Raw genomic sequence first — 9,710 nt, 5'->3', positions numbered from 1 at the left:
TGAAACTTATACTTTCTTATATTTTAATAATATCGTTCGTGACCTATTACGCTGGAAGCACCCGTAATAAAGGCTTTTGCCTTTGCTACGGGTGCTTTTTTTGTTGCCATTAGGTTGCGACAATAGGAGGAGAATAAATGAAAATATTTAAGTCAGTGCCCTTACTACTGCTTACGATCCTGCTACTGCTAAGCACATCATCCGAAGCTATTGCTGCATCTACAACAGAATTAACCCCCTCTGTTAAAGCGGCTTTTGATCTGACGGCCGCAACGGCAGAAGGTCCTGCCAGAGTTAAGCTGACTTCTCTTTACAATGATTTATCCACCTTAAAGCTGCAGTATGATCAGCGCGAGGAGCAAATCCGAATCCTTCACTACAATAATGAGCAATCGCTGGTTGTGGTACGTCAACAAATTAAAGGGATTGATCTTGAAGCAGTGACCCGATTGGAAGCCTCCGTTAAGAGCAGCAAGCAGCGCTATCAGCCCTTATTCGACCAGTATAGTGCACTTAACAAGCGAATTAGTATCGCCAAGTCTCTTAAGGACAAGACCTTGAATACCGTACTGCGTGCCCAAGGTGATGCTATGAAGATCTTGGTTCAGTTGGCACGCCAAGAGATCAGTGACAAGCAGAATCAGCTGAACGCCGCGAAAAAGAAACGTTCCCAAAAGATAGCCGAGACTCGCAAAACCTTGTCTGGCATTGAAAGTCCTCAAATCACGATCAAATCTAACAAGAGCGTGATCACCTCTTTAAACAAACGTATTTCAGCAGATTGGACTGACTTTAAAGCAGCGATTCGCAAACAAAACCTTACCCTAACTACCCAGTCCTTAGCTGCACTGGTCTCCGGTTATCGTCAGATTGCAACCCATAAGCAAAAAATAATTGAGCTCGAACAAAAGATTTCCCTTGTTATTGCGAATACGAAGAAGCAAATCAGTTAGCGGACTTCTTTTTCTCATTTGCTCTGCGGTAAGCCATCACTTTGCGGTACATGCTTTTATTAGAAAGATGTTTAAAAATATATGGATCTGGACTTGTATTCACTTCAATAATCCAAGGCGTCATGTGGCTATCTAATCCTACATCTACACCAATCTGTTTAAAGCCAGGATATTTCTTATGGTAGAAACGTCCGGTATCCTCACCTAGCTTTCGCAATATCTTAAGCATCTGAGTTTGCTGAGCATCGTTCAAATAAGGCGACAGCAGCTTCTCCATAGACATTAGCGTACCACCGTTATGATAATTGGTAACAATCTTGCCCTTCTCAGCTACTCGGCCAATCAATCCGGTAGTTTCCCATTTGCCACGCGGACTGAGCTGGACCATCACACGGATATCAAAACGATGCTTTCCGTGCTTTAGCAAAACAATCCCTCTCTGAATCAAGTAACTACGTCCGCGTGTCGCTTTCTTAAGGGATGAATAAAAGGTGTCATAGGCTCCAAAGGTTTTTATCTTTGTTCCACTTTGGTATTTGTATTCCGTTCCATGGGAAGAATCCTTACTCTGTTCAACCTTCATTACACCGTTACCATAGGTGCCATGTTCCGGCTTAACGTAAATCATCCCATATTTCAAGAGCATCGTTCTTAAGTTTGCTTTACTAAACTTCACTGTTTCTGGAATGAGCGGTGAAATCTCGGAACTTTGCATGAGCACCTTGGTTTTAATCCATTTGCTGGTCAACGCAGACTTTAACTTCGTTCCCAATTGCCCTCTCCCCTGTCACTCAAATAATGATCACAGCCTTGCTTAACCTTAGTATTTTATGCTCCGACTATATGAATGGAATGGGTTGAACGCCCTCTCCGCTCTCAGATGTATCTCCAGATACTCAAGCTGCATATGGTGGGAAGAGGATAACCATTAGCGGATCAGAGGAGGCATGAACCATGCATATTTGTATTATTGCGCCGGAACGTCTCCCGGTTCCAGGAGACGGGTCAGTAGAAATCTGCATTTGGGCCATTGCCAGAAGGCTGGCTGAGAAACATAGGGTTACCATTGTGAGCCGCAGAGCGCCGGGACTGCCCGATGCTTCCATATTGGAGCAGGTAAGAATCATTCGATTACCCGCAAGTACTCCCGTTCATTATCGTACTTCGGTGTTAGACTACATTCAGAATGAGTCATTTGATATCGTTCAGATCGATAATCGTCCCCATCTTATGTCTGCTGTAAAGAAACGGCTCCCTCATCTTCCTGTATTTCTATTTCTGCATTCTCTTACATTCACACCGGACACAGTTAAGACTGCCAGTGCCTTGGCTAGAGCAGATCTGATTATTGCGAATAGCCACTCTCTACAGCGAAGACTAAGCCGTCGTTTCCCTCAATTGAACAATGAAATCCGCATCGTCCTGCTCGGAGCAGATCTTGATCGATTTACTCCTGTAGCGATACAGGAAAAATACCATCTTCGCAGACTTTACAGACTCCCGAGAATCTTTACCGTATTGTTCGTCGGTCGAGTCATTCCCCGCAAAGGGGTGCCCGTATTGATACGTGCTATGTACCATTTAAATAAACACCTTCCCGCTCATCTTGTTATTGCAGGCAAAGGGAAACCGACGTATTTGCGACAGCTGAAGCTGCTTGCTCGGCGACTAGGCGTATCCGTCTCCTTTCTTGGAAATGTAGCTCATGAGGATATCCATACCCTTTATCAAGCAGCCGACTGCTTCGTATGTCCTTCTCAGAATCATGAATCCTTTGGACTTGTTAATGTAGAGGCTATGGCCTCGGGACTACCGGTCATCGCTTCTAGCAATGGCGGTATCCGTGAGATTATCGACTCCGGCCATAATGGATATCTGGTGGAACGATATCGGGAGGCCTTACCCTTTGCTAGAGATTTGCTGCGACTAGGCCGGAATCCAGAGGTAGCAGCAACCATTGGCAGACAAGGACGAGCGGATGCGCTTGATGCCTTCAATTGGCAACGTACAGCAACTGATTTGGAGCGGCTTTATCAAGCTGCCTTAGTACAACAATAGATTCCTACAAGCATAAACGCCTTCGGCATCCTTATAAGGACGATAAGCGTTTAAGCGAGAAATATAAGACAGAAAGTATAGTGTGAAACTTATACTCTCATATATTTCAAAAAAATAGTCCGCCTCCAGTCACTGGAGACGGACTACTTTGATTTAAATAAACTGAACAACCGTAAGGACAAGCCCTACAACAAAGCCGCATAACGCGCCGTTTACCCGAATCCACTGAAGATCTTTACCTACTTTATCCTCCAGCATATTCACTAAACTAGCATCGTCCATGCTATCTAGATTCTCTTTCACCAAAAGACCAATTCGGAAGTGGTTAGCCTCTACAAATGCAATTAATGAAGCGCGAATCCGCTCCTCCCAGCTACCAATCCACTCTTGTTCCTTACTGATACGGCGCACAAGCATGGCGTATAGTGCAAATAACTTGCGTCCGCCAGCTGCCCGATCCTCTTCCAATAAAGAAAGCGCCTTGCTACGTGCGTTCCCCAATTGAGTATGCAGAAAAGCGGTTGCCGCTTCTCCCTCAAGCTCATGTAGTGCCCATTCTTTTACAGAAGTCATTCTAGCCTCATCATTAACAATCTGGAACAGCGCCACCCGAATTTCACGGATGATCTCTTCACGGTAAGGGCTATCCTCCTCACGGAAATCGCGAATACCGGACTGTAGCATTCCTTGCAGCATTTCACCAAGCATATCCGCATCCATAAATCCAACGAAAGCCTGGAAAGCCATCCCCTTAAGTCCACCGAGCTTCACTTCAGCCAGTTTCTCACTGGCGATCTTACCCAGCATAGCTTTCGTTTCAGGACGACCGCTCCAATTAGATACCCCTTCCAGCGCATAATCCAGAGCCGCTACATCTTTTCCATCGTTCATTAATTTAGTGACAATTTTATCAGCCGCAACCCCAAGCTCTGCTTCACGAATATAATCGGAAGCGGCCTTTTGAAGAAAAGGTACGGCTTTTTCTACCGGAAGACGTGACACGAATTCGCTAAGCTGCTCTAGAATCTGGGCTCTCACCTTCTTCTTGCTAAAGAACTTTGTCAGCAGCTTGGAACCCATAGACATAATACCAAACTTGCGCAGCTTGTTCTCAATACTCTCTTTGTTCAGCAGCTCAGTCTCCATAGCGGTAATTAACGACTGGATAATCTTATCCCGATTCTTGAGCAGCAGTGAGGTATGTGGAATACGCAGCCCGAGCGGATGGCGGAATAACGCGGTTACCGCGAACCAGTCGGCAATCCCCCCAACGAGCCCGGCCTCAAAGCCGCCTCTTAGTAGAATTACAGCGAGATTTTCAGGTAGAAATAGTGTAATCAGAAACCCACATGCCATAAAAGCTAGTGACATGGTGGCCAAGTTTTTGGATCTCACGATTAGTCCCCCTTACATACACAGCTGCCGATGTCCTTACGCAGGAAAAATATCGGCGGATCACGTCCCACGACATGAACAGACGATAGACTCGGCTAGTCGATTAGTTTAACCACTATTGTACCACGACTGAACTATTTTCTAAAAATATACGATTAGAATAGGAATGAAAAGGTGTTTTTGGTTTTCAGAATATTAATGATAAGATACAAGTAACGTTCTCACTGGCCCGCGAAGGGCACAACTATGACTGGACAAGGAGATCATACACTATGCTTATTGCTTTAGATATGGATGGTACATTGCTAAACGAAGAAGGACAAATTAGCCCAAAGAACCGTGAGGCGATTATAAAGGCTCAGAATTTAGGTCATATCGTAATTATTGCTACGGGACGCTCCTTTATGGATGCGGAACGACAACTTCGGCTGGCAGATCTGGAATGCCCTGTAGTCAGTCTGAATGGCGCAGTGGTTACATTGTCTGACCACACGCTTGCAGCAAGTAAGCCGCTGAATAAGGAGGACATCATTCCTGCACTACGCTGGATGAACGAAATTCCTGATTTGTATTACGAGGTATACACAGAGGACAACGTATATGTGGAACTCAATAAACGGGTAAGATTAGAGAAGCTATCTGCACTAAGTGAAGAAGAAGTACCGGAGGAGGTCAGCTGGCTGCTCAAAGCAATGATCGATCAGCAGTTTCAACAAGCGGCTGTAACATACGTCGAAAGTATGGAAGAGATCTGGAGTAAAGAAGAAAACGTCATTTATAAAACATTAGCCTTTTCTCTAAACCGGGAGCTGCTCAAAGAAGCCTCCACCCGCTTCGCCGCGATCCCTGGCCTCATTATTACAGCCTCCCATGTCAATAATATCGAAATTAACCATGAGGACGCCAACAAAGGCTCAGGTGTAACTATACTCGCCGCCCACTATGGCATCCCGCTAGCAGATGTAGCCGTAATGGGTGACAGTTATAATGATCAACCGATGTTCGAGGTGGCCGGCTACCGAATTGCCATGGCTAACGCGGCACCCATTCTGAAGGAAATGGCTGAGTTTGTTACCGTCAGTAATGATGAAGATGGGGTAGCGGTAGGAATTGAGCATCTTTTGGCTAAATTCTGAACCAACATACCTTAATCATAAACAGCTAAATAACCTCTGACAGCATCCTGAGGATGGGTCAGAGGTTTTTTTTCTACCGCTTTATACAAGGATGATTGTCCAAGCTCAATGGCTTAGCAAACTCAACGTCTTTTAACAACTCGTTATTCTGCTTATTATGCATAACACGTGATTCGGACAGCCCTGACTGAATCTCCTTGAGTATTTGATGATTCTCATCATATAAGGTGACTGCCAGTAAATGTTCCTCTTGTCTTACAACCAGCTCCATATTTGGTTTAACCTCAAGCGATACCTTCTCAAAAGGAGACACATCGATCATAACTTCCAGTCCCACATTCTTGAATGTATAGGCGTAAGTGACTTCAAGTCCACGGTTATACGTGGCTTCGATCTGTCCCTTTCCTATATTCACATTATAAGCCAAGGATTCAAGCTCTTGCGGAATTCTTGGAGCAATGGTCAGTGTATTGTTAATCAGGTCTGGACGGATACCTAAGAAATATTGATACCACACACGCAGCTGCTCAGCATTAGACCAAGCTTGCAGGTATGCCCCCGTCAACTTCGCCCAGTTCTCCCCTTCCACAGGATAAGCATCCATATTCTCACAAAGTCCACCAACAACACCTAGATTCAAGGCCTGCCAGTTCATATTCTTGAATAGCTGATAGGCGGTTTCTTCCTGCCCCGCTTCAATCATACGCTGCATCGCAATACCATTAAGCCAAATCCAGACCGCACCGTTATGGTAAGCCTCGTCTTTCGGATAATGAGGTGTTAAATGAAATGGACGGAACAAAGGATGATGTCTATCTAAAGAAGCAACGCCCCAAGGGTAGACCAACTCTTCCCATGCGGTACGAATCGCTCTAGCTTTAAAGTCGTTATCATCAAACATTTCAAAAGCAAATAACTGGTTCGGGCGCAAGGAGAATTCCGGCTTGTCCTCTGCGTCTAGTCTATCCGCTAAATAAGGATGAGCTTGATCACAGAAATCCAACTCAAAATGGTGCTTCAAGGTTTCAGCAATGCTCTTCCATTTATCCGCATTTACCTTGTCATTCATATATTCAGCAAAGTAAACACCAGCAAGCAATTGGTTATACCAAAGTGCCTGAATGTCATTGGCGCGGGTATCCCGAGGAGAATAAGACTCCAAATTGCCATCTCTGGCATCCATCCAAGTCTCATTATCTGCGTGCTTTAAGTACCCTTTATCATCTACCCAATATTTGATGGAACCTTCGATACTATTTTGTACATTGTGATAAAGCTCTTTAATGATCGCTGTATCTCCTGAATATTTAACGTAATCCTGCAACTGGCTAATAAATCGCGGTGTACCATCCGTTGTATGGTAATCCACCTTTCCAGGAGATAAGATATTTGGAATTCTACCAAAGTATTTAGAATCTTCGTCCGTATTCTGAAATTCTGCGAATGACAGCAAGATATTTCTAGCCGTTTCGAATTGCCCTGTAACTAACACGGCTCCCGGAAGCGCAATGAATTGATCCCGTCCCCAATATTCGTTAAACCATGGCAGTCCTGCATAGATACCATCACCCTGCTGTCTAGTAACCAACTGATCCATGGTGATGTTCAACCAATTCATCGCTAAAGTAAATGTATCATCACTGCTGGTTAGATGGGCATTGTGGTGTAAGAACTCTTCCATCCGCTTAACACGTTCATCTTTCAGAGCACCTATATCTCGCTTAGCTTTAAGGATTAAACCTGCTGCTGCTTCGTTCGTCTTCCCTACAGCGATATAATAGCCTCCAGCGTTTGCGTCGGCCATTAGAATTTCATTATCCATGTGCAAAGGCGAAGGGTTAATAGCACTAACTGCAATGACCCAATCTCCCTCGATAGGGCTAAAGAACGCGATTTGATCCTGTTGGTTGATATAAGTAACATTCTCTCCTCTTAAAGTAATACCTATGGCTTCCTGCACATTAGCGAGACTAATTTCTAATAGATTATGATAATCCAACAACCACAGCTCTTCTGTCAAATCCGCATGGTTACGCACCATTTTGTAAGGATAGGCCCAAACTTCAGATTGTCGATTGTCTAGCTTCTGCTCACCCACAAATAAAGTGTATCCACCAAAAATTCTATTCTTAGCAATATTCAATCCCTCAAAAAAGGCATGTTCCACATGATTCGTATGATGAGATTGCGTAAAATAAAATGCGGCCTCTTTATTCGTAAATGAAATACTCCGATTAGCTTCTGGAGAGATAAACATCTTCATTTCATCCAGAATTGATGAATGAACTTGATTACTATTACTATTCATTGTAAGCCTCCTACTTGAAAATAGTAGGCCGCTATGAAGCTTCATAGCGGCTGTCTACTAATATTTATTCTTTAACCGAACCAACGACAATCCCTGATACGAAATACTTTTGCATAAACGGATAAATCAACAACAATGGCAGCGTGGAGACTACGATTTTAGCAGCGTTCAAAGTCTTATTCGAAACCTTTGCTAATTCCATTAATTTCTCCGGATCTGTAATATTCTGAACCTCAACGCTAAGCTGTTGGATATAGGTCTGCAATGGATAATTCGCCGTTTTATTAATATACACCAGGGCACCAAAGTAATCATTCCAATGGCCCACAATAGTAAAGAGCGTAACCGTGGCAAGCGTAGGCAATACTATCGGAAGATAAATTGTCCCTAATATTCTCCACTGCGAGGCTCCATCTATATTCGCAGCTTCCTCTAGCGATTTCGGTACAGCCCGGAATGCATTCATCAGCAAGATAACATTCCCTATCGGTACAGCACCCGGTAAGATCAATGACCAGATGGAGTCTAAAAGGTTAAGCTCTTTGACTACCATAAAGGTTGGAATCAATCCGCCTGAGAATAACATTGCAAAGATAACGAGATTCATATAAATCTTCTGACCTGTGAATACTCGTGAACTTTTAGACAATGGATAGGCTGTAAGAATCATCAGTACCATATTCACAAGCAGACCTAACACTACCCGTTCTACAGAGATCATGAATGAACGCCAGAACTGGCTGTCAGACAATAATTTTTCATAGGAGCTAAATGTCGGATTAACCGGGAATATACTTACAAGATTTGCCGAAGCCGCCGCATTATCACTGAAAGAGATGGCTACTAAATTGACTAACGGTATAAGACAGGACAAAGCGAACGCTAGAACAAATACCCAGATAATAACATCTGCAATACGACCCTTGATGTTAGATGCGTAAATGGGAGAACCCCCCTTTCTTTAGAAAATACGATAATCCGTAAGTTTTTGGGCCAATTTATTCGCAGAAAGAATCAGTACGATCCCAACGACCGACCGTAATAGGCCAACTGCTGTACCTAAGCTGTATTGTCTTTCTACCAGACCCACCCGATAAACGTAGGTATCAATAATATCCGAAGATTCATACACCAAAGGATTATACAGATTGAAGATCTGATCAAAACCAGCATTTAATACATTCGGCAAGTTCAAGGTTGTAACCAGCAAAATAGTTGGCATCAAACCTGGCAACGTGATATGCCACAGTTTCTTAAACCGGTTGGCTCCATCGATGGAGCCCGCCTCATAAAGTCCGGGATCAATAGATGTCAGGGAAGCTAGGTAGATGATTGAACCGTACCCGAAACCTTTCCAAACATCTGTTAATACTAGCATCGGTCTAAACCAGGTATTGCTGGCCATAAACAAGACTGGGTCAATCCCAAACCAGCTTAACATGGCATTAACGGGACCTTCATAAGAGAAGATGTTCATGACTACAGTAGCCAAGATCGCCCATGACAAGAAGTTCGGCAGATATACAACTGTCTGTACAAATCGCTTAGCAAACTTCACACGAATTTCATTTAATAACAGGGCAAACACAATGGATGTAAAAGTACCCACAATAATCTTCCATAACGCGATAACGATCGTATTACTGAAAATCTGTTTGCTGTCTGGAATTTGTAGCATAAATTTGAAATTATCAAGACCTACCCAGGATGAACCACTCATTCCTTTAGCCGGAATATAATTCTGAAAAGCCATTATAATCCCGAACATTGGAATAAACGAAAAGATAATTAGGAAAATCATGCCTGGCGCCATCATGAGATGGAATGCTGTCTGATCTTTTTTATTTTTCATTTACGGAT

8 protein-coding genes are annotated in these 9,710 nt (G+C 43.6%); 3 read left to right on the top strand and 5 right to left on the bottom strand.

Annotation, left to right across the window (positions count from 1 at the left end; translation table 11 throughout):
* Window positions 1-137 precede the first annotated feature (137 nt).
* A complete protein-coding gene (locus CA600_RS25285) occupies window positions 138-953 on the top strand; it encodes a hypothetical protein (protein ID WP_094873878.1) in 816 nt (271 codons plus the stop codon).
* Here CA600_RS25285 and CA600_RS25280 read toward each other — a convergent pair.
* On the bottom strand, window positions 946-1,725 hold the full coding sequence (locus CA600_RS25280; RefSeq protein ID WP_256990008.1) for a YheC/YheD family protein: 780 nt from the start codon (window positions 1,723-1,725) through the stop codon (window positions 946-948). The two genes, CA600_RS25285 and CA600_RS25280, sit on opposite strands and share 8 nt — an antisense overlap.
* Window positions 1,726-1,907: 182 nt before the next feature.
* On the opposite strand from CA600_RS25280, the gene CA600_RS25275 reads away from it, so the two are divergent.
* A complete protein-coding gene (locus tag CA600_RS25275; RefSeq protein WP_094873876.1) occupies window positions 1,908-3,011 on the top strand; it encodes a glycosyltransferase family 4 protein in 1,104 nt (367 codons plus the stop codon).
* A 153-nt stretch (window positions 3,012-3,164) separates the two neighbouring features.
* On the opposite strand, the gene CA600_RS25270 is transcribed toward CA600_RS25275, so the two are convergent.
* On the bottom strand, window positions 3,165-4,406 hold the full coding sequence (locus tag CA600_RS25270; protein ID WP_094873875.1) for a DUF445 domain-containing protein: 1,242 nt from the start codon (window positions 4,404-4,406) through the stop codon (window positions 3,165-3,167).
* Between the two features lie 272 nt (window positions 4,407-4,678).
* On the opposite strand from CA600_RS25270, the gene CA600_RS25265 reads away from it, so the two are divergent.
* A complete protein-coding gene (locus CA600_RS25265; RefSeq protein WP_094873873.1) occupies window positions 4,679-5,542 on the top strand; it encodes a Cof-type HAD-IIB family hydrolase in 864 nt (287 codons plus the stop codon).
* A 73-nt stretch (window positions 5,543-5,615) separates the two neighbouring features.
* On the opposite strand, the gene CA600_RS25260 is transcribed toward CA600_RS25265, so the two are convergent.
* The 3 genes from CA600_RS25260 to CA600_RS25250 all read right to left on the bottom strand — a co-directional run bounded on the left by CA600_RS25260 (window position 5,616) and on the right by CA600_RS25250 (window position 9,702).
* Entirely contained in the window at window positions 5,616-7,850 is a 2,235-nt protein-coding gene (locus CA600_RS25260) for an amylo-alpha-1,6-glucosidase (RefSeq protein WP_179281726.1), read from the bottom strand.
* 64 nt (window positions 7,851-7,914) lie between these two features.
* Window positions 7,915-8,793, bottom strand: a complete 879-nt coding sequence (locus CA600_RS25255; RefSeq protein WP_094873869.1) for a carbohydrate ABC transporter permease — start codon at window positions 8,791-8,793, stop codon at window positions 7,915-7,917.
* Between the two features lie 18 nt (window positions 8,794-8,811).
* On the bottom strand, window positions 8,812-9,702 hold the full coding sequence (locus tag CA600_RS25250) for an ABC transporter permease (protein WP_094873867.1): 891 nt from the start codon (window positions 9,700-9,702) through the stop codon (window positions 8,812-8,814).
* Between the last annotated feature and the right edge of the window lie 8 nt (window positions 9,703-9,710).

Source organism: Paenibacillus sp. VTT E-133280 (genome assembly GCF_002264385.1).
In the GTDB taxonomy this organism is placed as follows: domain Bacteria; phylum Bacillota; class Bacilli; order Paenibacillales; family Paenibacillaceae; genus Paenibacillus_AQ; species Paenibacillus_AQ nitricinens.
This window is presented reverse-complemented; position numbering and strand designations above follow the sequence as displayed.